23 protein-coding genes are annotated in these 21,109 nt (G+C 64.7%); 6 read left to right on the top strand and 17 right to left on the bottom strand.

What is annotated here, in order from left to right:
• Positions 1–390 precede the first annotated feature (390 nt).
• Positions 391–2,229 carry an acyltransferase family protein gene (locus C9J49_RS11580; RefSeq protein ID WP_181454293.1) on the top strand — a complete coding sequence of 613 codons (1,839 nt, stop codon included), beginning with the start codon at positions 391–393 and terminating at the stop codon, positions 2,227–2,229.
• Positions 2,230–2,300: 71 nt separating this feature from the next.
• Here C9J49_RS11580 and C9J49_RS11575 read toward each other — a convergent pair whose 3' ends face one another.
• From C9J49_RS11575 to C9J49_RS11500, 16 genes are all read right to left on the bottom strand, one after another.
• Complete coding sequence (locus tag C9J49_RS11575; RefSeq protein WP_146612995.1) at positions 2,301–2,969, bottom strand: DUF4376 domain-containing protein; 669 nt, start codon at positions 2,967–2,969, stop codon at positions 2,301–2,303.
• Positions 2,970–2,979: 10 nt separating this feature from the next.
• A complete protein-coding gene (locus C9J49_RS11570; RefSeq protein WP_107180820.1) occupies positions 2,980–4,170 on the bottom strand; it encodes a phage tail protein in 1,191 nt (396 codons plus the stop codon).
• An 18-nt stretch (positions 4,171–4,188) separates the two neighbouring features.
• Positions 4,189–4,815, bottom strand: coding sequence for a phage tail protein I (locus C9J49_RS11565; protein WP_107180819.1), 627 nt, complete (start codon positions 4,813–4,815; stop codon positions 4,189–4,191).
• On the bottom strand, positions 4,808–5,719 hold the full coding sequence (locus tag C9J49_RS11560; protein WP_107180818.1) for a baseplate J/gp47 family protein: 912 nt from the start codon (positions 5,717–5,719) through the stop codon (positions 4,808–4,810). Before C9J49_RS11560 ends, C9J49_RS11565 begins: the two co-directional genes overlap by 8 nt.
• Complete coding sequence (locus C9J49_RS11555) at positions 5,716–6,045, bottom strand: GPW/gp25 family protein (RefSeq protein ID WP_258394045.1); 330 nt, start codon at positions 6,043–6,045, stop codon at positions 5,716–5,718. The genes C9J49_RS11560 and C9J49_RS11555 overlap by 4 nt, the downstream gene beginning before the upstream one ends.
• Before the next feature lie 20 nt (positions 6,046–6,065).
• Positions 6,066–6,653 carry a phage baseplate assembly protein V gene (locus C9J49_RS11550; protein WP_107180816.1) on the bottom strand — a complete coding sequence of 196 codons (588 nt, stop codon included), beginning with the start codon at positions 6,651–6,653 and terminating at the stop codon, positions 6,066–6,068.
• Between the two features lie 74 nt (positions 6,654–6,727).
• The gene (locus tag C9J49_RS11545) at positions 6,728–7,183 is read right to left on the bottom strand and encodes a phage virion morphogenesis protein (RefSeq protein WP_107180815.1); all 456 of its coding nucleotides are present in this window, start codon (positions 7,181–7,183) and stop codon (positions 6,728–6,730) included.
• On the bottom strand, positions 7,183–7,665 hold the full coding sequence (locus C9J49_RS11540; RefSeq protein WP_107180814.1) for a phage tail protein: 483 nt from the start codon (positions 7,663–7,665) through the stop codon (positions 7,183–7,185). Before C9J49_RS11540 ends, C9J49_RS11545 begins: the two co-directional genes overlap by 1 nt.
• Positions 7,662–8,099 (bottom strand): 3TM-type holin, encoded by a 438-nt coding sequence (locus C9J49_RS11535; RefSeq protein ID WP_107180813.1) that lies wholly within the window; start codon positions 8,097–8,099, stop codon positions 7,662–7,664. The genes C9J49_RS11540 and C9J49_RS11535 overlap by 4 nt, the downstream gene beginning before the upstream one ends.
• Entirely contained in the window at positions 8,096–8,938 is an 843-nt protein-coding gene (locus C9J49_RS11530) for an N-acetylmuramidase family protein (protein WP_220084869.1), read from the bottom strand. Before C9J49_RS11530 ends, C9J49_RS11535 begins: the two co-directional genes overlap by 4 nt.
• The gene (locus C9J49_RS11525) at positions 8,935–9,246 is read right to left on the bottom strand and encodes a hypothetical protein (protein ID WP_107180812.1); all 312 of its coding nucleotides are present in this window, start codon (positions 9,244–9,246) and stop codon (positions 8,935–8,937) included. The genes C9J49_RS11530 and C9J49_RS11525 overlap by 4 nt, the downstream gene beginning before the upstream one ends.
• Before the next feature lie 8 nt (positions 9,247–9,254).
• A complete protein-coding gene (locus C9J49_RS11520) occupies positions 9,255–9,467 on the bottom strand; it encodes a tail protein X (protein WP_107180811.1) in 213 nt (70 codons plus the stop codon).
• Between the two features lies 1 nt (position 9,468).
• Positions 9,469–9,939, bottom strand: a complete 471-nt coding sequence (locus C9J49_RS11515; RefSeq protein ID WP_107180810.1) for a head completion/stabilization protein — start codon at positions 9,937–9,939, stop codon at positions 9,469–9,471.
• Positions 9,940–10,048: 109 nt separating this feature from the next.
• The gene (gpM, locus tag C9J49_RS11510) at positions 10,049–10,783 is read right to left on the bottom strand and encodes a phage terminase small subunit (protein ID WP_107180809.1); all 735 of its coding nucleotides are present in this window, start codon (positions 10,781–10,783) and stop codon (positions 10,049–10,051) included.
• Positions 10,784–10,793: 10 nt separating this feature from the next.
• Entirely contained in the window at positions 10,794–11,813 is a 1,020-nt protein-coding gene (locus C9J49_RS11505) for a phage major capsid protein, P2 family (protein ID WP_107180808.1), read from the bottom strand.
• Between the two features lie 14 nt (positions 11,814–11,827).
• Positions 11,828–12,649: a GPO family capsid scaffolding protein gene (locus C9J49_RS11500; RefSeq protein ID WP_107180807.1), complete on the bottom strand. Its 822-nt coding sequence runs from the start codon at positions 12,647–12,649 to the stop codon at positions 11,828–11,830.
• A 142-nt stretch (positions 12,650–12,791) separates the two neighbouring features.
• On the opposite strand from C9J49_RS11500, the gene C9J49_RS11495 reads away from it, so the two are divergent.
• Positions 12,792–14,567: a terminase large subunit domain-containing protein gene (locus tag C9J49_RS11495; RefSeq protein ID WP_107180806.1), complete on the top strand. Its 1,776-nt coding sequence runs from the start codon at positions 12,792–12,794 to the stop codon at positions 14,565–14,567.
• 80 nt (positions 14,568–14,647) lie between these two features.
• Positions 14,648–15,655 carry a phage portal protein gene (locus tag C9J49_RS11490; protein WP_258394044.1) on the top strand — a complete coding sequence of 336 codons (1,008 nt, stop codon included), beginning with the start codon at positions 14,648–14,650 and terminating at the stop codon, positions 15,653–15,655.
• Positions 15,656–15,710: 55 nt separating this feature from the next.
• Here the strand turns inward: C9J49_RS11490 and C9J49_RS16995 are convergent, their stop codons facing one another.
• A complete protein-coding gene (locus C9J49_RS16995; RefSeq protein ID WP_146612994.1) occupies positions 15,711–16,283 on the bottom strand; it encodes a hypothetical protein in 573 nt (190 codons plus the stop codon).
• Between the two features lie 1,141 nt (positions 16,284–17,424).
• Here C9J49_RS16995 and C9J49_RS11485 point away from each other — a divergent pair.
• From C9J49_RS11485 to C9J49_RS11470, 3 genes are all read left to right on the top strand, one after another.
• A complete protein-coding gene (locus C9J49_RS11485) occupies positions 17,425–18,204 on the top strand; it encodes a glutaredoxin (RefSeq protein WP_046080108.1) in 780 nt (259 codons plus the stop codon).
• A gap of 649 nt (positions 18,205–18,853) precedes the next feature.
• Positions 18,854–19,168 carry a hypothetical protein gene (locus tag C9J49_RS11475; protein ID WP_107180803.1) on the top strand — a complete coding sequence of 105 codons (315 nt, stop codon included), beginning with the start codon at positions 18,854–18,856 and terminating at the stop codon, positions 19,166–19,168.
• Positions 19,169–19,312: 144 nt separating this feature from the next.
• Positions 19,313–21,103, top strand: a complete 1,791-nt coding sequence (locus tag C9J49_RS11470) for a diguanylate cyclase (RefSeq protein WP_107180802.1) — start codon at positions 19,313–19,315, stop codon at positions 21,101–21,103.
• Positions 21,104–21,109 lie beyond the last annotated feature (6 nt).

The raw sequence follows: 21,109 nt of genomic DNA, 5'->3' as shown, positions 1-21,109 counted from the left end.
TGAGCAGCGAGGCGGCGACGGCCGCCGCGGCATCGGGGGCGGTGGCCACCAGGCCGATCACCGCCGTGGCGACGGTGCGGATCGGCCGGGTGCCTTCGTTGATCTCCACGACGCGCACGCCGTGGTGGTAGTCCTGGGGCATGGGGAGCTCCTGCACAGGTGAGCATGACGGTCCGGGTCATGCTTGCGCGGGAGCGAAGGAGGGGCGAGCGGTGGGGATTGTGGGGTGGTGATGGCACAAAAACGCCCGCCGGGTGGCGGGGTATTCGTTAGGTGTCTGGACAAGAAGCTGATAACTGGGGAGTGAAAGAATTTTGAGGTAAGATGCCCGGCGGCTGAAAATCATCAATGTCAACTCGACCGCTGAATACGAATGGAGCTAAACCGATAATGGTCTCGCAGAAACCGCAAAGGAATGATATTCAGGGACTGCGAGCACTTGCCGTGCTATCAGTCATCGTTTTTCACGTTGATAGCGGCTGGCTGCCAGGGGGATTCATTGGTGTTGACGTTTTTCTTGTTATTTCAGGCTATCTAATTACCAGTATCGTGCTCCACAAGCGGGAGCAGCGTCGCTTTTCCTTCGTTTCCTTTTATGTCGCACGTGTGCGACGGATTGTACCAGCGTATGTTCTAGTACTTGCTGTCACATCTGTAGTGATGGCTGTTCTTCTGATTCCAAGCGATTTTCAAAGATTTAAAGAGAGTCTTAGTTCGGCGCTGTATTTTAGTAGTAATAACTATTTTTCAGGAAGTGAGGGTTATTTTTCTCCTGAATCGTACGAGCTCCCATTGCTTCATACTTGGTCTCTGGCAGTTGAGATGCAGTTTTATCTTCTTCTTCCGGTGATTTTGGTAGTGGTTAGAAGAGAATTTCTGCCCTGGGTATTGTTTTTTGTTTCAGTGTTGCTCCTTGGATATTCGGCTTTTCAGTTAGCCGCTGGCCAAAACGAAGCTGTCTACTTTTCCCTGAGTGCTCGTATCCCTGAGTTTCTAGTGGGTAGTCTGCTTGCTCTGAGTGGGCTGGGAGAGACTTGGTCGCGAGGTAGAAGTAATATGACGGCCTTTTTAGGCTTGGCAATGGTTCTGGGGAGCTTTGGGTTAATCACAGAGGAGATGCCCTTTCCTGGACTTCTCGCTTTGCCGGCCTGCATTGGTGTGGCCATGATAATCGCTGCACGCAATAGCAACTGCAATGAATTTCTTTCTAGGGATTCATTGGTCTGGGTCGGAGCCTTGTCCTACTCGCTCTATCTATGGCATTGGCCGATTCTTGCAGCGTTCAGATACTTCTTTGAAAGTTATCAACTGTCGGGTGAATTGATAGCCTTGGTTTTGCTGCTTACCTTAACCTTGTCTTACCTTTCATATCGCTTCGTAGAGGTGCCTTTCCGAACTAGTTATTTTAGACTTGGCAATTTGCTACGATATGCGACCTTAGTGCTCTTTGTTTTGATTTCTTTAGGTATTTCAGGATCGCTGAATTCAAAAATTATTGATCCTTTGTCAAAAGAGTATACCCGTTATGCACCTAAAGACGATATTTGCCATGGTAAGGTCCTGGAAAGCTGTGTTCGTGGAGCGAGTAATGCGGATAAAACGATTTTGCTTATGGGGGATAGTCATGCCGCACAACTAAACTATTTCGCTAATTTTGTAGGCAGGGAGATTGGTGTTCGTTTTGAAGTGGTTACCGCGAGTAGCTGTGTTCCGATTGAAGGGTTTGATGTTGCACGCATCAGTGATTTTGCGCATGAGCCCTGTCGTGAGCAGATTGCGGAGATCAAAAAGCGGATTAGCCATGTTGATGGGGTTATTCTTGCAGGGATGTGGGTTTATCATACTCCTAGTGAAATATTTATGAGCGCCCTTCGGGATTTTTTTGAAGAGATGAAGTCTTCTGATATGCCGTTGCTGGTGTTGTCTCAAGTTCCGATGTTGGAAGGAGATGTACAGCGCGTGCGGCGTTTCAATGGGCTGGGCCTTTCAAGGGATGTGGGGGTGGTTAATGAACTTGATTCTGCTAATGGAATAATAGAGCGTTTGGTTAGTCAGTATGATAACGCTGATTTTTTAGACTTTTCGTCACTTGATCTTTTTAAGGATGCTCCCTTAAGTGGAGGTGAGCTTATTTATTTTGATAGCCATCATCTGAATGAGGTCGGCTCAATGAAGTACGGCAGGATGGCGTCTTCATATATGGATGAGTGGGTCAAGAGTGCCTTGTGAAGCAAGGCCTTGGCCTTGCTTACTTACAAATTTGGGTTGATTGGGTATGAGGGTAGCTAGGGTGCGATCTTTTACCACACCACCGCTTCGATCCCTTCCCGGTCACCTGCCTTGAACGCCTGGGTGATGGCGTCCTTGCGGTCCCAGCTGCGGGCTTTGAGCACCTTGTAATGGCCCAAGGCCGCGTCGGTGAGGGCGATGGTCTCGTCTGGCGTCATCGGGTAGCGGGTGTTCGAGAGGCCACGGAACTCTTGGACTGCGCCGGTCTCGTCGGCGGCCTTGAGGTCGCGGGCCTCGATGGCTAGGCCGAGCAGGTTCTGCCGATCCTCGGCTAGCATCTGCACCGTTTCCTCGGTGCCGTCGGGCATGGTGTAGGCCATGCCGGCGGCGAGAGCATCGGCTAGGGCGGCGGCGATCGCGGCGCGCTGGCGGGCGGCGAGAGTGTCGAGGGAAGCGGGAGGCTGCTCGTCCAGGCCATCGGCCGGTGGTTCGACGCCGAGTTCGGTGATCTCGTGACGACTGCCATCGGCGAGCCAGTAGACATGGCCACGCCAGTCCGACACGATCTCCCAGGCTTGTCCCGACCAGCGGGCGGCCTCGCGCTTGCCGGTGGCCGGTGGCTCGCTGCTTGTAGCACCGGCGGGGATGCGTGGCTCGCGGCGCATGGGATCGAGGGGCGCCTCTCGGCCCTTTGGATTTATAACGATGCTGTCGGTGGGGTTAATGTCGTAGATTCGCACGGCGACTTCCTCAGATCTTGGTCAAATAAATGACGGCGTTGTTGCGGGAGCGGGTTTCAGAGTTGCCTGACATCGATGTGTAGCCTTGTACGTATCCAGAGCTCGAGATGTTGCCCGCTGCTCCCCCTATCGCGGTTTCCTTGTTTGGTGGGGCAGGCTGTGAGAGATAGATGCCATATTCAAATAGTGCTCTCACAGCATCTACCTCCGAAGAGCTTCCACTACCCTCATCCCAGCGTTCGCCTTGCAAGTGATCGTGTGCCTGAAATGCATCCATTTGATGCTCAGCTAGCCCTCGGCCCGGATCAACGCCACGCCCACGATCTAATCCTCGCTTGAACTCGCCGCGATCCTGGGGGATGCCGAACGTTGTACTACCGTCCCCAGCACCATGGGTTGTACCCCAGGCCGCAAAGATACGGCGGTAGTCCTGGCGCGGTGCGTCCTGCCAGCCGTCGTTTTCGATATAGCCCTCGGGCAATACTTCCGAGCGCCACTCGATGACAGTGCCGGGGCGTACGCCGTCCCACACCATCCAGATATGTGGGCGGTTCGCGCCATCGGTTGGGTCGACGCCCTGGACGGTGCCGGCCTGGTCGCGGTCGTAGAACTCGTAGAACTGGCCGTCACTGCCGCGTACCACCTCGCCGGTGGTGTAAATCCGTTCGGCGTCGAAGTTGGCGAACTGGTAGCCAGCGCCACCGATAGCCTGCTCGATCGCAGCTAGCATCGCCTTGTCGCCAGCATCTGAGTACTCCCGCGTCGCCAGCACTACGCTTGGGTCTACCTTGAGCGTCACCGCTGCGGTATCGCTAACCTCGAGCACGAACCTGACGGTCTGTGTGCGCGAGCTGCCCTCGGCGAGCACCGGCTTGTAGGTCTCGGGGTAATTGCCGATGCCGATCAGGTCGCCGTCGACGTCATAGATGCCGATCTCGCGGATCGTCCAGCCGCCGACGTCGGGCGGGAGCACCTGCTCGACAACGATCCAGGAGGGATTGTCGGGGTCGGTCTGGCTGGCGTTGATCGGCGCGCGGCGCACCTCGTTGACCAGGGCCTCGGCGCTGCTGTCCGGGGTGGGCAGGCTGCCGCTGCCGTCGCCGACGGCCAGCTCGGTAATCTCGATGGTGCCGCCCAGGGCCACGGCGTTGGCGAGCTTGGCCTGGCCAGTGTCGGTGAGCAGCGTATAGAACTGGGGCATATGGGGCTCCTCTCGCTATCAGAGCGGGTAGACGGTGGCGGTGTCGGTGCTGTCGGTGGCGGCGCCCAGGTACATGAGCCCGGCGACCTCGGTTTCCTCGGCGACGAAGGGCATGACTGAGGTGACGTCGCCGTCATAGGCGGCGGTGGCCACGTAGGCGGTGCCGCGGCTTTCGCCGGCGAGGTCCAGGCCGCTGACGTGGCGGGTGACCGGCTTGGCGTCGTCGATCAGCCGCTCGAGCTCGGTGTACATGGCCTCGGTGATGCCGGTGTCTAGCACGCCGATGCGCAGGGCGAAGGTGCCGGGCACGCCTTCCGGGCTCGTCTCCCACCACTCCACCACCTCGAGCAGGTAGCCCAGCGGTTCGACCACGCGGCGCAGCGCCGAGATGGTGCCCTTGCGCTGGTGGACGTAGAACGCCGAGGCGATGACGTCGCGCTTGGCGGCCTCGCTCCAGCACGGGTCCCAGCGGTCGATGCTGAAGGCCCAGGCGAGGTAGGGCAGCAGATGGGCCGGGCAGGTCGCCGGCCGCCACAGGTCGCGCAGCGGTACCGGCACGCGCTGGATCTCGGCCAGGGCCTCGGCGGCGGCGCGCTCAAGGGGCGAGGCGTTGGGCGGCAACAGGGGCGTGCGGCTATCAGGCATCGCTGCCTCCGATCGTCACCGTGGTGCCGGTGCAGTGGGCGGCCTGGGTGTCGTCCAGAACGACGTCGGCGGCCGGCGCGGCCAGCTCGACGCGCTGCACACCCTCGACGTGCAGGGCGGCATGGATGGCCGAGATGCGGATGTCGCGGCCGATGCGGCGCTGGGCGGTGACATAGGACGTCAGCGCGGCCCGGGCCGCGGCGAGGATCGGCTCCTGCTCGGGGCCCGGGTAGACGTAGAGGGTGGCGTCGACGCTGTAGTCGATGATCTCCGCCGACTGCACGGTGAGGCGGTCGCCCACCGGGCGCACGGTCTCGGCGGAGAGCGCGGCGTCGACGACGTCGATCAGTTCCTGGCTGGCGGTGCCGTCGCCCTCGGTGCTGAGCAGGGTGACCAGGGCCTCGGCCGGGGCCGGGCTGGTGGCCGTGGCGTCGGCGACGCGGCCGTCGGCACTGAGGGCGTGGAACTCGTAGGCGGCGCGCGGGCCGGCGACGCTGAGCCCCTCGAACGCCCGCTGGGCGCGCAGGCGCAGGTCGGTGTTGCTCTCATAGGTGGGCGGCACCGGCGGCGTGGCGCCCGGGTCGCCCGGGTCGATCGTCAGCCGCTCGACCTCGAAGTTGGCGACGAGGTGGTCGAGATCCTCGTCGGCGGCGTGGGCGATCATCACCGCGCGGGCGGCCTCGTTGACCCGCTGCCGCCAGACCAGCTCCCGATAGGCGTTCTCTTCCAGCAGGATGGTCAGCGGCTCGCTCTCGAGTTCGAGGGTGGTCTCGACCTCGGCGCGCCGGCTCTCGCCGACCCGATCGAGCAGCGCGGACTTGCGCTCGGCGAGCATGGTCTCGTAGTCGAGGGACTCGACGACGTCGGGCGCGGGTAGCTGGGACAGGTCGATGGTGCCGGTCATGCGATCGGGGCCTCCACGCTGATGGCCTGGCCGTCAGTGGTCTGGCCCTGAATCTCGAGCGTGGCCCGGCCGGGCTGGGTGGTGCTGACGCTGCGATGCACGGCGGCGACGCGCAGGCGCGGCTCCCAGCGCAGCAGCGCCATCACGGTGGCGGCGTAGGCCTGGAGCAGCAGGGCGTCGGAGAGCGGCCGGTCGATCAGCTCTGGCAACAGGCTGCCGTACTCTCGGCGCATGACGCGGGTGCCGATCGGCGTGGTGAGGATGTCGCGCACGCTCTGCTGGATGTGCTCGAGGCGTTCCAGGGAGCGGCCGTTCTCTGCATTCATTCCCGGGGCGTTCATACCGTTCATTGGACGGGGCCTCCGCTCTGGCCGCTGCCGGGCACGACGCCGGTGTGCGGGTGGTCGTGGCCGACGTTCACGTCGTTGTGGGTCAGCGTGCCGCCGTTCTGGGCGTAGCTTCCGGCGCGGGCCATGTCGCCCTGGTGGTCGATGTTGCCCTTCCAGGAAGTGCCGCCCGGGGCCTCGATCTCGATGGAGCCGGGCAGCTTGATGCGTAGCATGCTGTTCTCGTGGTCGTACTCGAACAGGCCGCCGTCCGGGAACAGGCGGCGGCAGAGGTCGGACAGGTCGGCCGGGGCGGGGTGGGCGTCGGAGAACAGCCCGACTAGCACCACGGCCCCGGCGGGATCGCCGCCGGGGGAAAACAGCACCGCCTGCTCGCCCACGCTGGGCGGATTCCAGTCGCGGGTGGTGCCGGCGCGGCACTCGATCCAGGGCCGCCAGGCGGTCAGCAGCTCGCCGGCCTTCACGCGAACGCGCGGTGGACGCTCGCCCACGACCCCGTGATCTACCTCGGCGATGGTGCCGAGGCGAATCAGGTTATGAATCAGGCGCAGCAGCTCGGCGGCGCTTTGCAGGGGGTGTTGGCTCATGCCGCGATGGTTGCGCGGCGAGGCCCGGGGCTCTAGCGGTGGCGATTGTGCGAGGGCGGGGGCACAAAAACGGCTCAGTCGGCGGTGAGGTGGCGCAGCACCGAGTCCTGGATCAGCTGGTGATCGGCGTCACTGAGGCCGAGCAGGCGCCGCTCGGGATAGCTGACCCGCGGGCCGTCGCGATCGACTCGGGCGCGCAGGCCCTTCTGGTGCACCCGGGCGATATGGGCGACGCGGCCGACGAAGCCGACCTCGGCGCCCTCGGCGGTGCCGCGGGCCTTGAGGTACTTGGCGGTGCGGATCTTAGTGAACATGGTGCGCCGGCGGATGGCGCCCTGCTGGGCGCGGTGCTGCGGCTTGCGCGGCGCGTAGGGCGTGCCGTCGGGGTTCTGCTGGGCCTTGATGCGCTCGCGCTGGGCGCGGCGCAGGTCCTGGGCGACCTTGCGGGCCAGGGTGCGCCGCGCCTTGCGGTCGAGCTGGGCCAGCATGGGCGTGACCCAGTCCTCAAGGGCCTGGAGGTCGTCGGCCATCAGGGCGACTCCCACTCGCTTTCGAGTGCGTGGTCGTCCTCTCCCGGCCCCTTGGCGTAGAGCTTCCAGCTGGTGGCCGGGCAGGCCTCGATCGGGTACCCCGGCAGACGGTGCTCGCTGGTGATGGTGCCGGTGTCACAGTCCACCAGCGCGACCACGCGCTCGGTCAGGCGCACGGTGATGGCCAGATCATACGCCTGATTGCTGAGCAGCTCGGCCTCGAAGCGCACGCCGTCGTCGGGATCGAGGTCCGGCTCGTAGTGGGACAGCCACTGCAGTAGCGGGATCATCAGGGTGTCGAGGCTGCCGCCGTAGTCGGTGACCACCAGCTGGGCGTCCATGCGGTACTCGTGGCTGAGATGCTGGCCCCGGTGGAAACGGATGCTGCCATCCTGGACGAAGGTCAGCAGCCGCTCGGGGCCGCGCTTCAGCTCGGGCACGGCGTCCAGCAGGTGGGCGCGCAGGGACTGGAGCTTGTTCATTGGGCGTCGACCTCATCCATCAGCCGCCCGCGGCGGCCGCGCAGGGTGCCGGCGATCTTCTCGCCGGAGCGCCCGGCGATGTAGCCGCCTACGCCCAGGGTCATCAGGTTCCAGAGCTGCTCGGGCAGCTCGAGCTGAAGGCCGACGCCGAACATGGCGCCGAGGTAGGGCGCTAGGAGATAGTTGTTGGCGACGATGGCCACGATCACGGTCATCAGCAGCGGGCGCCAGTTGCGCTGGAGCCAGGACTCGCCGGTCGCCTCGGCCAGGATGACCTTCATGCGCGCCTGGAGGGCGGCGTCTTGCTGGTCGATCAGGCGGCGGCGCAGTTCGGCCTTGAGCCGGTTGGCCTGGTCCTTGTCGGTGATGGCCTGGTCGATGATCTCCATCACCGGGCCGGCGACGGTGCCGAGGATGCTCTGGATCAGCTTCATGCGGCGATCTCCAGCTGGCGGGTGTGCCGCCGGTAGGCGGCGGCGAGCTTGGTGTCGTAGTCGTTGCGCTCGAAGGCGGGGCCGTTGTAGCGGCGGGCGAACTCGCGCCAGTCGTGGCGGCGCAGGGCGACGAGCAGGCCCTGGTCGGCTTCGATGAAGCGCACGAACGCCTCGAGCTGGTCGCCCTCGCTGGTGGCCATGGCCTCACGCCAGGCGTTGGCCGAGTCGTAGCCCAGGCGCTGCCAGTGCATCCCCATAATCTGGAACAGCCCCCAGCTGGCCGCTTCTATCGCGCCGTGGTCGGTGGCGGCGCTCGCATCCAGCGTGGCGGCGGCCTCAAGGCGGGCGTGCTCTCGGGGACCGCCGACGTAGCCGCCGGGCTTGTCGTTGACCAGGTCGGGCCGGCGCTGCTGATAGGGCATGGGGGCGACGCCGTGATGGATCAGCCGGCGGCGCATGATGTGCCGCTCGAACAGGATCACCGGCTGCCCGCCGCGCGGCCCGCCAATATAGAGGCCGCTGCCGCGGCTCTCCACCTCGTTGACCGCCATCACCGCGGCGAGCTCGACGCCTAGGCGCTCGGCGGCGTGCACTAGGTCAATCTGGCGCAGTCGGCGGGGATCGGGGCGGCCGCCGAGGGCCTCGCGAGTCTTCGGCCCGGCCAGGCCGTCGATCACCAGGCCGTGCTCGCGCTGGACGGCGCGCACCGCGGCCTCGGTCTCGTCGCCGAACCAGCCATCCACCTCGATGGCATGACCGGCCTGGACCAGTGCGCGCTGCAGGGACTCGACGTGATAGCCGGTATCGCCGTGGCCCAGGGCGGGTGAGCGTTGCATCATGAGCCGTTCTCCAGGTCAGTGACGCGGGCCTCGAGGCTCGCGATGTCGGATTTGATGTCGCCCAGCTCGCGAGCGGCGTCACCCTTGCGGTAGTAGAGGTCGCTCCAGTTGCGCAGCTCGCGGCGCAGGCTGGCGAGCTGCTCGCTCTGGTAGGTCAGCCGCTCGCGCAGCACGGCGGTGTTCTCGCCCAAAGTGACGAGTTTGAGACCGGCCCAGCCGAGCAGGGCGACCAGCAGCAGCTGGATGCCGGTTTGCAGGTGCCGCTCGAAGATCGATCGGCTGTTCGAGACGGTGTCGGATTGGGCCATGGGGTCCTCTAGGTCCAGAGCTGGATGGTGTCGGCGACGGCCGGCTCGGCGGCCTGTTCGTCGGGCAGGGTGACGAGGGTGCCGTGGGGCAGCACCGGGCCGAGGTCGGCCAGGCCCGGATTTAGCGCGAGGGCATGCTCGGTGACACCGGCGGTGCGGCCGAGCACCCGTTGGCAGAGCGCGTCGAGGGTCTCGCCCTGGTGGGCGCGCACGTCGGGCATCTCAGATCAGCTCCACGGTGGTGTGGTCGCGGCCCTCGATCTCGGCCACGGCCCAGCGAGCGTCGCGCCGCAGGTCATCGGCGGACTCGTCCTTGGCCTCGCCGCGCTCGTCGCCCTCATTCGTCGCGGAGACGTCGCGGTAGCGCTCGAGCAGACTGGCGTGGGCGGTGGCGTAGACGGCGCGGCGGTAGAGCAGGGCGTAGTGATCGGGCAGCGCCCAGACCGGAGCGGTGACGTCGCCCAGAGTGGCGGCGCTGTCGTCCTGCTGCTCGGCCTGCCAGTCGGCGAGCTGGCGGTTGATGTCGGCCATGGCCACCTGCAGCGCCTGGACCAGCCGGGGCGCGGTGACGGTGCCGTCCAGCCGGGTGGCCTCACGGAAGTCCGCCGGGGTGATGGCCGGCCAGAAGCCGTTGTTCTCCAGCGTCTCGGGGTCGGCGGGGGCGGTGCCGGTACCGGCGGCGATCAGGGACATGGCGGCGGCTCTCGCTCAGGTCGGAATAGGAAGGGGGTGGACCGGGTGTCGAGCCGGGCGTGGCCCGCTCTCGCCCGGTGCCCCCTTGGCGTCGGCGTGCGACTCGGTGTCAGGCCTGGGCGCTGCTGTTCTGGGCAGTGCCCTGGCCGGCGTTCTTGAGCTCGCGTTCGAGCTTCTCGATGTCCTTCTTCACCCCGACGCGGTCGTTCAGCGCCAGGGCGCGGCGCAGGTGCTCCAGGGCCTCGGCGGCGTGGCCGCCGCGGGCGCGCTGGGCGTAGCCGAGCGCCTTGTGCAGCTTCGCGCGCACCGGGTCGTGCATGTCGGCGTCGTGGGTCAGAGCCTCGGCGCGGCTCAGGTGCATGGCCAGTTCGGCGGCGGCATTGGCGGCGGCGGCGCGGCCTTCGTCGGTATCGGCGTGCGGTGCCTCCAGCTGCCGGATGGCCTCCTCGGCGAGCTGCTCGGCGACGATCGCTGGGGTGTCGCGCTCGAAGCGGTCGGGGGCGTCCAGGCCGTGGCGCAGGGCGTACTCGGCGATGGCCAGCGCGCCGGCGAGATCGCCGACGTCGAGCCGCCAGATCATGACGGTCATCACGACGTCGTCCTGGGCGCCGGTACCGGCCTCGAGCACGCCGGCGACGTAGGCGTCGAACTCCGGCAGAAGCTCGCGCTTCTTGGCGACCTTCTGCTCGGTGGACTTGATGCCCTTGAGGGTGCGCCGGGCCTCCCACAGCGCGGCGGCGTGCAGCTCGTACTGCTCGCCGGTCTGGGGGCGGCCGGGATCGGCGGTCCCCGCCGCCTGGGCGGCGGAGACGCGCTGGTAGTGCTTGCGGGCGGGACTCTGCATCTGGCTCTCCTTATACGCTCCAGTCGCCGAAGATGATGTTTTCCACCAGGCAACCGGCGCCGAAGTCCTCGACCACGTAGGCGTCGTTGGATGACTCGTAGTTCTCCACGCGCTTACGCTTGGGCTCGTCCTTGAGGTAGCGGCGGCGGCTGCCGCGCTGCCAGTAGATGGAGAGGTTCTCCGGCGGGGTGATCAGCAGGCTGCCGGCGGGCATGAAGGGCACCCGGGCCGCCTGCTGGCCGCCCATGCGCTTCTGGCTGATCAGCATGTCCAGCGCGCGGGCCTCGGTGGGCGTGCCGGCGTGCTCCTGGAGCAGCGGGAAGTACTTGTCGGCAAGCAGCTCGCGGCCGGTGATCGCGCGCAGGTCGGTGGACTCGCGATGCCAGGGGTCGATCATCTCGTTGACCACGTCGTAGACCAGAGCGTCGAGGTTGGCGTAGTCGCCGCCGGGGCCGACGCGCACCTCGCCGGCGGTGGCGCCACCGGTCATGACGCGGGCGGCGGCGTTGTCGCGGTACTGCTGTAGCCAGCCGATGTTGACGTCCTGGAGCAGCGGGTTGGTGCCGCGATCGGTCGCGACGGCGGCACTGGTGCCATTGAAGCCGATCATGATCCGGTCCAGTGCCTGCTGGCGGATGATCATGTTGCGCACCCGAGCCTGGAAGTCGCGGAACTTGGCCCAGGCGTCCAGCTTGCTCCAGGGCAGGTAGGTGTCGAACTCGGTGGAGCGGCACTCGTAGCCGTTGGCGTCCAGGGTGCTCAGATCGCGCGGGGTGCGGTCGTTGGCCGTGGTGTCGGTGCGCCCGGCGATCGGGCCGGACAGGCCGAGGCCGAGCTTCTCGCCCTTGAGCTCGTCGACACCGATGATGTTGATGCTGGCCAGGAAGGCGCTGGTCTCCTGCATCTTGGTCTCCAGCGTCTGTTGGACGCTGGGGTCGACGGCGAAGGACTCGCCGGCGCTGGGCACACCCGACAGCTGGGCGACGCGCTCGGCGAAGTTGTTGAAGGCAAGGCGGGTATCGTTGCGCATGGGATCGGGTGTCCTCAGCAGTCGGTGAGTTCAGCGCCGGCGTGTTCGCCCAGGGCGGGCGGACGTTCCGGGGTGTCGGGGGTGTGGTCGAGCTTGGTGTAGAGCTCGTCGAGGCGTTGCTTGGTGGCCTCGTGGGCGCTCTTCAGCTCGTTGAAGGCGGAGGCGTCGGGGCGGCCTTTGATGTCGTCAGCCAGCGCCTGGTGCTTCTGCACGAACAGCTCGAGGGTCTGCTCGAGGTCGGCACGGAAGGCAGCGAAGCCTTGGTCGGTCTTGGCGTCGTGGCGCTTGAACAGGGCCTTCACGGTGTCGAGCAAGCCGGCGCCCTTCTCGGGTTCCGGCGTCGGCGCGGTGAAGTCCAGCTGGGTCTCCACGGCGGCGGTGAAGACGTTGTGCGGGGTCTGCTTGCGGGCGGCGAGCGGCGAGGCGTCGCCCTGATGGGCACTGAACTGCAGCATGTCGGTGCCGAGGCTGGCCGGGGTGTCGGTGACCGCCAGGCCGACCAGATAGGCTTCGCCGGTGTCGGAGAACTCCGGGTCCACCTCGATCGAGGTGTATACCTTCTGGCGCTGCTCGTTGATCTGCTTGAGCTTGTCGGTGGGGGCGAGTTCCACGAACAGACCAAGCTTGCCTTCCTCGACCTCGCGAGATTCCACGGCGGTGACGTCGCCCAAGGCAGGGAAGGGACCGTCGGCGAACAGGCCGCGCATGTGCTCCATCCACACGCGGGCGCCGTACTTGGCGGGGTCGTAGTTCTTGGCCATCTGCTCGATCCACTGGCGTGTGATCGTGCGGCCATCGGTGGTGGCGCCTTCGGTGGCGACGCGGAACTTGGGCATGGTGGCCTCGCTGGGTTGCGGTCGGGCGATGGCGTCAGGTTCCGCGCCCCGCGTGATTGCCTCAATCACCGGCGGTTGTGCCGCGCCTCTCCCACAAATGGCCGCGCCTTCGCACCCACGGGCGCGCGGGTAGGCTGGCCGCATGACGACACCAGCCCCCGATACCCTCGAATCGCCGCGCCTGGCGGCCCGCCATCTCTACTGGCAGGGCTGGCGGGTCGCGCGTATCGCCGAGTTCCTCGACATCAAGGCACCGACCCTTCACAGCTGGAAAGAGCGCGACGGCTGGGAGGAAGCCACGCCCACCGAGCGCGTTGAGGGGGCGCTCGAGGCGCGCCTGGTGCAGCTGATCGGCAAGGAGGCCAAGGAGGGGCGCGACTTCAAGGAGATCGACCTGCTCGGCCGGCAGATCGAGCGGCTGGCCCGAGTGCATCGGTACCAGGAGACGGGCAAGGAGGGCGACCTCAACCCGAACATCGAGCGGCGCAACGCCGGCGAGAAGAAGAAGCCCCGCCGCAACGCCCTAGACGAGGCACAGATCGAGCAGCTCAAGGCGGCGTTCCTGGAGACCTCCTTCCGGTACCAGCTGGACTGGTACGAGGCCGGGCAGAAGCACCGCATCCGCAACATCCTCAAGTCGCGGCAGATCGGCGCCACCTTCTTCTTCGCCCGCGAGGCAATCGTCGACGCCTTCGAGCATGGCCGGAACAAGATCTTCCTCTCGGCGAGCAAGGCGCAGGCCCACATCTTCCGCAACTACATCGTCCAGTTCGTGAAGGAGGTCTGTGACGTCGACCTCAAGGGCGATCCGATCGTGCTCGACAACGGCGCCGAGCTGCACTTTCTGGGCACCAACGCGAAGACGGCCCAGGGCTATCACGGCGACGTCTACCTGGATGAGTACTTCTGGATTCACCGCTTCCAGGAGTTCCGCAAGGTCACGTCGGGCATGGCGATGCATAAGAAGTGGCGCCAGACGTACTTCTCGACGCCCTCGAGCCTGGGCCACGAGGCCTACCCGTTCTGGAGCGGCGAGATGTTCAACAAGCGGCGCAAGAAGGCCGACCGGCAGGAGTTCGACGTCAGCCACGCGGCGCTTTCCGGCGGGGCGCTGTGCCCGGACGGCCACTGGCGGCAGATCGTCACGGTTGAGGATGCGATCGCCGGCGGCTGCGACCTGTTCGACCTCGAGCAGCTCAAGCTGGAATACAGCCCCGACGAGTACGCGAACCTGCTGATGTGCCAGTTCGTCGACGACAGCCAGTCGGCCTTCCCTCTGACCCTGGTGCACCCGTGCATGGTCGACGCCTGGGAGGTCTGGGACGACTACCGGCCCTATGCGCCGCGCCCGGTGGGCGACCGCGGGGTGTGGATCGGCTACGACCCAACCGGCACCGGCGAGGACGGCGACGGCGCGGGCCTGGTGGTGGTGCTGCCGGCGCGCACCGCTGACGAGAAACACCGCATCCTGGAGCGCCATCGCCTCAAGGGCGAGGACTACGCGGCCCAGGCGGCGTTCATCCGCTCGTTCCAGGACAAGTACCGCATCGAGCACATCGGCATCGACGTCAGCGGCCTGGGCGAGGCGGTGGCCGAGCATGTCGAGAAGTGGTTCCCGACGCTGACCCGCTTCCGCTATGACCCGGCGGTGAAGGGCCGGCTGGTCATGCAGGCCCAGCAGATCATGCGCAAGAGCCGCCTCGAGTTCGATGCCGGCTGGAGCGACATGGCGCAGTCGTTCATGGCCATCAAGCGCGAGCTCACCGCCTCCGGGCGCCAGTACACCTACACCAGCGGGCGCAGCCAGGCCACCGGCCACGCCGACCTGGCCTGGGCCGCCATGCACGCCCTCAGCCACGAACCGATCGACGGCCCCGCCGAGGGGGCCGGCCAGTCACTCATGGAGATGTACGAATGACCGCCACCGAGAAACCCCGCGTCCGCGTTCCGGCCTACTCGTCAATCGATGGCGGCAGTCCGTCAACCGAATCGCCGGCTTTGTCCACGTCGCCGCAGGCCCAGGCGTTCAGCTTCGGCGACCCAGAGCCGGTCACCAGCATGCGCGATGCCTTCTACGAGGGGATCTATCTGTCGGGGGATGAGTGGTACGAGCCGCCGGTGCCGCTGGAGATCCTGGCCAAGTCCTACCGGGCCACGGCGCACCACGGCTCGGCGCTCCAGGTGAAGCGGAACATCCTGCTGCGTACCTTCAAGCCGCACCCGCTGCTGGGTCGCCGGGCGTTCTCGGCGCTGGCCCTGGACTACCTGGTGTTCGGCAACGGCTACCTCGAGGAGGTGCGGGGCCGGCTGGGCCGTCGGCTGCCGTTTCGTCACCTTGGCGCCAAGTACGTGCGACGCGGGCTCAATGATCGCTACTGGTGGGCCCCGAACTATCTGGAGCGCACCGAGCTGCCGCGGGGCAGGGTGGTGCACCTGCTCGAGCCGGACATCGACCAGGGCATCTACGGCGTGCCGGACTACATCGGCAGCCTGCAGTCGGCCTGGCTCAACGAGTCGGCCACGCTGTTCCGCCGGCGCTACTACCTCAACGGCAGCCACGCCGGCTTCATCATGTACGTGAACGACCCGGCCCACGACCAGAAGGACATCGACGCCATGCGCCAGGCGCTCAAGGATTCGAAGGGCCCCGGCAACTTCCGCAACCTCTTCCTCTACTCGCCCAACGGCAAGAAGGACGGGGTACAGGTGATCCCGGTGAGCGAGGTGGCGGCCAAGGACGACTTCTGGAACATCAAGAACATCACCCGGGACGATCAGCTCGCCGGCCACCGCATCCCGCCCCAGATGATGGGCATCATCCCCCAGAACACCGGCGGATTCGGCGACGTCGAGAAGGCCGCCCGGGTCTTCGTGGCGAACGAGCTTGAGCCCCTCCAGGCCACCATGCGGGAGATCAACGAGTGGGCCGGCGAGGAGATCGTGCAGTTCGACCCCTACTCGCTGAGCGGCGGTGAGGGCACCGGCCTCGACCCGACCCGGCGCTAGTCCGCTCACTCACCAGCCACAACCGACACCAGCAGCAGGCCGCCCACTCGGGCGGCTATTTTTCTGCTGCTGCAATTTTTTGTATTTCAGCGGGAGAAATACGCAGCTCTTTTATGGCATCGTTGTCAAGATTGTTAACAGCCAGGTATACGGCTTCTGCAACACCTACTAGCTCATCACTTTCTCGTCTATGCCTTTCTCTTAAGCTGTGGTCGCTCCTAGCTCTTTCAGTCATTGTGGTAATTATTTGAGTTTCTCTAGGGCCTTCGGGCAATGTCTTGTTAGGAACTTCTTCGGCGAATTTCTTGGCAGCTTCTAATAGCTTGTCCATTTGCTGGTTGAGTTTTTTGTTGTGGAATTTGAAATATCCTGGGGTTTCTGACCAGTAGTTTATATCGTAGACATTCTCGACGATTTTCTTTGGGACGCCGTCATAGAAGTCAGCTTCTTTGAGATGAGTCATGTCGTTGTTAGTGACCATCGACTTTACGAAAAAGTATGTTTTTTTGTCAGCTTCAGATTTTTCTTTTTTTATGTTTAGGAGGTATCCAATTACTCCTGAGCCTATTAATGCACCAACTGTTGAGCCTAATAATCCTATTAATGCTGTCTGGATCTCAATTGGCATGTGGTGCCATCCTTTTTTTGACCGGCATTTCTGAGCTCTCTGAGTCGTCCAGTTGGGCGACTTTTCTTTTGGGTTGTCAGATTAGATCCCTTGGATGGAGCTTACCGAAGCTCTAGGCGCGCCGTCGACACCCCGCCCCGCCTACGCGCTAAACGTGCCGGTTTTTATGCACTCATGCACCAGCGCGCCAGGCCGCGCCGTTGAGCGGGTTCGGAGGGGTTTCAGGGAGGCGGCGGTTTATGCGGATCTGTGCAGATTTCGCGGCCGAGGAGTGCGTCCTGTGAGGGTTGCCGCTGCTGAGAAGGTGAGGGGGTCTCGGAAAAAGGTAACGTCGGTCACATGGGAGTGAATCAATGGGTAAGCGACTGATTCTTTGTGGCTTTCTTGTTACCCCTGAAAGGTAACGTGAGGTAATGTAAAAGGTAACGCGGTTGCAAGTTGCTGATTTTAAAGGGTATGAATTTCTCTCTCTGTGACCTCTTAAAAAGGTAACGCATTACCTTTGCATCACCTTTTTGTTACCTTTTGAACGATTGTTCGAACCTCTTTATATACAGTAGGTTAGCTAAGATTTTGGCAGCGCATTACCTCGGTTACCTTTTTCCGAGCCCCCCACGGATTCTGAGATTACCCCGCGTGACAGGCGCACACGCGCGCGTCACGCGCATGATCTCGCCAGTGTCCGGGGAACAGCCTGGGAACAGAAAGCGGCCAAAGCCTGCTGTTGTGCCTATGGAAATCAAATGGTTAGATGGAGGAAGGGCGGTAGTGGAGGTTTCGAATCCCTCCCCCTCCGCCAAGAATTCTAAAAAAGCCGCTGAGCCATCAGCGGCTTTTTTGTGTTTGTGTCCCTCCTCATCCCCCGCTTTTGCCCATCGGCGTCGCTCCGATGCCCGGTCCCGGAATCGCCCCGGATCTCCTGAACACTTTCAGGTTCAATGTCGCCGTTCGTCCTCCATGGATGACAGGTCATGCTTGGGCCGATCTGAAACTGCTCGGCAACGCGGTCCAGTCGAGGCAGGCGGTTTGACCTTTGGGTCGCACAAGGGTTCTAGGCTAAAAGTTTCATGGAAACCATGGCCGAAGCGCCTGGCCATGAATGCCACGCGCGCGAATGCCTGTCAGGCACTGAAGGAGGTGAATGCCCATGAACAGCGTCTCATCGGCGTCTTCCGCACCGCACAAGACGGCCCGTGTCTACCGTATGAAGACGGACGAGCACCTGTGTCCGTTTGGCCTGAAGACCGTGGATCTGCTCAAGCGCAAGGGCTATCGGGTCGAGGATCACCCCCTCGCCTCGCGGGACGCGATCGAGGAATTCAAGGAGCAGGCCGGTGTCGATACCACGCCCCAGGTTTACATCGGCGAGGAGCGCGTAGGAGGCTATGAGGAGGTTCGCGCCCACCTGGGAATGAGCGTGCCCGGCGAGAAGGAGACCACCTATCAGCCGGTCATCGCCATCTTCGCGATTTCCTTGCTGATCGGCCTGGCGGTGAGCTGGGCGGCCAGTGGCACTCTGGTATCGCCACGCATGCCCGAGTATGCGGTTGCCACCGCCATGGTGCTGCTGGGGCTCCAGAAGCTGCAGGATGTCGAAAGCTTCAGCACCATGTTCCTCAACTATGACCTGCTCGCCCAGCGCCATGTCCCTTACGGCTACGTCTACCCCTTCGCTGAGGCCCTGGCCGGTATCCTGATGCTGGCAGGCGCCCTGATCTGGCTCGCGGCGCCACTGGCGCTGTTCATTGGCACGGTAGGGGCCGTGTCGGTCTTCAAGGCCGTCTACATTGACAAGCGGGAGCTCAAGTGCGCCTGCGTGGGCGGCAACAGCAACGTGCCCCTGGGCTTCGTCTCCTTGACCGAGAACCTGGTCATGATGGGGATGGGGCTCTGGATGCCGCTGAAACAGCTCATCCTGTGAATGATACGTAGGCGGATGGCCGAGTCCTCGGATCGTACACCCGAATACCAAGAGGCTAACCCGACGCCGGCGGGCGCGGTTGCCGCGGGCGCGAAGGCATGATCGGGGCCGGCAGCTTCGCCCTGAGCGGCCGGGTGACACCGAGCTTCGGCGTGCTTCAGGCTTCGCCGAGCTGGAGCGACTACCCGGAGATCAACCGTGCCCCTGGGGGTACCTGATATCGAAGCTCATGGCACGGGCCGGGCGGTGGCTGCTGGCCGGCGGGCCGGTCCGGATACCAGATGCGGCACTCACCGGGCGGTGGCTGGTGGCCGCTGGGCACAGGGGTTCCGTACCGGTGATAGTCATCTCCGCGATGTCGATCCTCGTATCCTCCATAGCCACCGTATCCGTCTGCGTACGCCACGCAGCCGGCCAATGTTCCCAGCAGCCCCAGTGCGGCGCCAATCCTCGCGATTCCGATCATGACGTCCTCGGTGGGGAAGTGAAGCGACGGTCATTCTAGCCACCGTGGCAGGCAGGGCTGGCTCTCCACGGGTTCTTTCACGATATTGCCTCCAGCTGTTGCCTTTTTGCCACAGGGGCATCCCGGCAATGTCGGTTAACTTGCAGGTGACACTTGCCGCCGCACATCGCCGGGAGAGTTACCATGCGTTTTCCTCATATGCTGCTGTTCATCATTGCCCTGGCGAGCCTGGTGGGATGCAGCTATCAGCCTGCCCGGATCAGCTCGGTGCCGGCCATCATCATCGATGACGATGTCTACCACCGTGATCGCGACTGGGAAGACCGTGACTGGGATGACGATGACCGCTGGGAGCGAAGGAGAGAGTGGGAACGGGAGCGTCTCGAGGAGGCGTACGAACGCCGGGAGGAGCGTCGTGAGCGTGAACGTGAGCGCTGGGAGGAGGCCAGGGAGCGTCAAAGAGAGCGCTGGGAAGAGGCGCACGAGCGATGGGATTGACCGCGCTTGCGCGATGACGGCTGGGGCGGCTGACTGGCTAAGGGAGGTCCGGTGCCGCCGTTGAGCCTCCGGTTTGCCTGTTTGGCCCCTCCATGAGTAGCCTTTCCGTATCCGGCCTGCCGGCGCCTCCGAGGCTCATGCTGCATGATCCTGCGCGTTTCCTTCCCGAATATCCTGCTGTCGTGCGGCCTGCGCCCGATGCTGGCGGCCATGGTGCTGCTGTTCTTGCTCTCCACCGGCGCCATGGCGTCGTCGGGGCCGCCGCCGAGCATCGAGAGCGTCGCCATGCTGGCCGATCCGGGAGGGCAGTGGCAGGCAAAGGAGCTGGCCGGCCGGGAGGATGCCTTCCGGCCGGTCGAGACCAGGGCTGATCTGAGCATCGGCTACACCGGCCATCCGGTGTGGCTGCGCTTGCGGGTCTCGGGCGGGGCGCATGGCGCGAGCGAGGCCGTGCTGCGCTTCGTCTATCCGTTGCTGGAGCACGTCTCGCTCTATCGGGTCCAGGGCGGCGCGATCGCGGAGGTGTGGCAGAGCGGGCTGGTGGTGCCGCCCGAGCGGCGGGCGGTGGCGCACCGCTTGCCCGCCTTTCCGCTGAATCTCGAGGCCGGCGAGACCGCCACGCTGCTGGCGAGAGTGGAAAGCGCCGGTAGCATGGCGCTCGGCGTCGAGCTGCTGAGCCTCGAAGCCTTCCGGGTCGCCAACGACCGGGAGATGTTCTGGCTCTCCGCCTACGTCGGCCTGCTGGTGGCGCTGGGCGCCTATAACCTGCTGCTGTTCGTCGGGCTCCAGGAGCGCGTGTTCCTGCTCTATGCGCTGTTCGTCGGCAGCTTCTGCGTGGCGGTCATCACCGCCAACGGCCTCGGGCCATTGCTGCTGTGGAGCGGGCTGGGCGAGGCGACGGTTCGCTTCGTCACCTTAGGCTTCACGCTCTCGGCGGCGCTGGGCACGCTCTTCGCCCAGCAGTTCCTGCGTACCCGGCATTTCGCGCCGCGCTGGCACCGGGCCCTGCGCTGGCTGCTGGTGGCATGCCTGGCGGGCGTGGTCGGCGCCGGCCTTCTGCCGCGCCGCGGGGCCCTGCAGCTGATGGACGTGGTCGGGCTGGTGACCTGCCTGTCGCTGCTGGCCTGTGCCGTCACCTGTGCCTACCGCCGCGTGCCGGGCGCCAGGCTGTTCGTGCTGGCCTGGGCCTTCCTGCTGGTGGGCGCGTCGATCTTCGCCCTGCGCAATCTCGGTATCATTCCCTCGAACGCCTTCACGCTGTACGGCATCCAGGCGGGATCGGCGCTGGAGATGCTGCTGCTGTCCTTCGCGCTGGCGGCGCGCTTCAATACGCTCAAGCGCCAGAAGGAGAAGGCCCAGGCGCAGCTGGAGGCATCGCTGAAGACCCAGGAATCGATCCTCGAGAAGCGCGTCGCCGAGCGCACCGCGGAGCTCGAGGAGATGGCCCGCCAGGACACCCTGACCGGGCTGTTGAACCGCACCGGACTGGCCGATCGCGCGGCGGCGGCCTGGGGGCGCCGCGAGAAGAACGGCAGCCCGTTGGCGGTGCTGATGCTGGATCTCGACGACTTCAAGCCGATCAACGACCGCTTCGGCCACGCCACGGGCGACAGCGTCATCCAGGTCATCGCCGGGCGGCTGCGCCACCAGATACGCCAGCACGACCACTGCGCCCGCATCGGCGGCGACGAGTTCCTGGTGCTGTGTGAGGACCTGAGCGGCCTCGAGGAGGTCGAGGCGCTGAAGCAGCGCCTGGATGCCGCGATCCGCCAGCCGGTCCGGCTCTCGGACGACACGGCGATCCGGGTGGGCGTCAGCATCGGGATCGGCTTCGATGCCTCCGGCACCCAGGACCTCGAGTCGCTGATGCGCCGCGCGGACGCGGCGATGTATGCCAGCAAGCGTGACGAGCGGCGGCGCGCCGAAGGCTCGTGATGGCCG

Source organism: Halomonas sp. SL1, assembly GCF_003030865.2.
Classification (GTDB): Bacteria; Pseudomonadota; Gammaproteobacteria; order Pseudomonadales; family Halomonadaceae; genus Halomonas; species Halomonas halophila.
This window is presented reverse-complemented; position numbering and strand designations above follow the sequence as displayed.